This is a genomic window from Dietzia sp. NPDC055343 (assembly GCF_053645265.1).
The window spans coordinates 1-2,136 of record NZ_JBSHMJ010000116.1 but is presented as its reverse complement, the minus strand read 5'-3'; the positions used below and the strand labels follow the sequence as shown (position 1 = coordinate 2,136).

At 70.0% G+C, this 2,136-nt stretch carries 2 protein-coding genes; one reads left to right on the top strand and one right to left on the bottom strand.

Annotation, left to right across the window (positions count from 1 at the left end; translation table 11 throughout):
- Positions 1–401: alpha-hydroxy acid oxidase (locus ACWIE7_RS18905; protein WP_454070289.1), on the bottom strand; the 401-nt coding region annotated here is incomplete at its 3' end.
- Positions 402–592: 191 nt separating this feature from the next.
- Between ACWIE7_RS18905 and ACWIE7_RS18900 the strand changes: the two genes are divergently transcribed.
- Entirely contained in the window at positions 593–1,900 is a 1,308-nt protein-coding gene (locus tag ACWIE7_RS18900) for an alpha-hydroxy-acid oxidizing protein (RefSeq protein WP_454070288.1), read from the top strand.
- Positions 1,901–2,136 lie beyond the last annotated feature (236 nt).

Below are 2,136 nucleotides of genomic sequence, written 5' to 3'. Positions count from 1 at the left end.
GAGAACGGGATACCGGCAGCGGCCGCAGCCCCGGCTCCGGCGATCTCGCCCTCGGTCTGCATGAGCCGGGTGAACCCGATCGGCGCGATGCCGAACGGCAGAGCGGACGGGCCCCCGAGAATCGTAGTGGTGGTGTCGAGGTCCGAGACGTCGGTGAGCACGCCCGGGTGGAGTTCGACATCCTCGAACGCCTTTCGTGCGCGAGCGAGGGAGATCTCCCGGTCCGCCGAGCCGTCGGTGTAGTCGAACGCCGCGGCGGGAGTACGCCGCTTGGCGATCGCACGGAGATCCGGAATCGACTGCGCGCGGGACAGGCGGTTGGCCCGGAAATCCAGACTCGGCTTGCGGAACTGCATGAGTTCGAAGATCTCGCTCGGCTTCGGTACCTGACGCTTGACCATGACGATCGGCCGCCTTTCGTCGTCTGTTCCCGCACAGTGCGTGCCTTACGTCACACGGTAGGGGTCATCGTGCTGGCGGGCGACCGTGGTCGGAAACAAGGCGACGCACTCGCTGGGAGCGCTGCGGTCACGCTCGGGCGATACAGGTTCAGACCCGGCGGCCGGTGGGCGGCCCGGGTAGCGTGACGGCCATGCCCGCACCCTCGAACCCGCTCGGACGCGCCCGCCAGAACGTCATCTACCGAGCGGGGATCTCCGGGATCACGCCGAAGGTGCCGACCGAGGCGGGCCGCCTGGAGGCCGCGGCGAGGCGTTCGCTGCTGCGGCGCCCGGGCGGCCGCCGGGCGTGGGCGTATATCTACGGCGGCGCGGGCTCGGGTGCCACGATGGATGCCAACCGCGAGGCGTTCGACCGCCGCCGGATCGTGCCTCGGATGCTGCGGGACACCTCCGAGCGTGACCTCTCGGTGGAACTGTTCGGCCGACGGCTGCCCGCCCCGGTGCTGGTCGCCCCGATAGGCGCGGCTGGGCTCATCACCCGCGACGCGGACCTCGATGTGGGAGCGGCGGCCGCGGAGCGAGGTCTGCCCTACATCCTGTCCTCGCAGGGCTCCTCGCCGATGGAGGCGACCGCCGCCGCGATGGACGAAGCGTCCTCTACGGGCTCCGCCCCGCGGTGGTTCCAGCTGTACTGGAGCAAGGACGAGGCGCTGGTCGACAGCTTCATCGCCCGCGCGGAGGCCATCGATGCCGGTGCCCTGGTCGTCACGCTCGACACGACGCTGCTCGGGTGGCGGCCCTGGGACCTCGACCTGGGCTCGCTGCCGTTCACCCGCGGGGTCGGCATCGCCCAGTACACCTCGGATCCGCGGTTCGCCGAGCTCGTCGCCGAGCGGGTGGCCACCGATGTGGAGGACGAACCGGTGACGGTGACGCCGCAGGCGGTCCGGACGATGCTGGAGATGGCTCGCAACCACCCGGGCCGACTTCTCGACAATCTCCGCGCGCCCGAGACCCGCGCTGCGGTCCAGACCTTCCTCGACACGTTCTCCAACCCCGCCCTCAACTGGGATCACCTCGCCACATTGCGCGAGCGGACGCGTCTGCCGATCGTGCTCAAGGGCGTCCTGCACCCGGACGACGCGCAGCGCGCGTTCGATACGGGCGTCGACGCGGTCATGGTCTCCAATCACGGCGGACGGCAGGTCGACGGGTCCATCGGCACCCTCGATGCACTGGTCCGGATCCGGGAGGCGGTCGGTTCCGAGCCCACCGTTCTGCTCGACTCGGGCGTTCGCGGTGGTGCGGACGTCATCAAGGCGATGGCCTGCGGCGCCGACGCCGTCACCCTGGGCCGACCGCACCTCTACGGACTCGCTATCGCGGGCCGCCGCGGAGTCGGTGAGGTCCTCGATAACCTGCTCGCCGAGATCGACCTGACGCTGTCACTGAGCGGCGTGAACTCGTGGGACGAGATCGACGGGTCGCTTCTGAGCTGAGGCGCCCCTCACGTTCCTGTGGGATGTCTCACAGAATGGCCCGGCCGGGCTGTACCGGGTCGAATCGGTGCGACGATGTCCCGTAGGCTCAGCCGGAAGTTCTCCCGGCAGTCAAGGCGGCACCCCCGCCTGCTCCCGGGGGAGACGCCGCCACGGCGGACGAGGTACGGGCCACCCTTTTGCCCTGCACCGCCTCGTGAGCTCCGATCGGTCGATCGTTGACTGGAGCGCTCGGG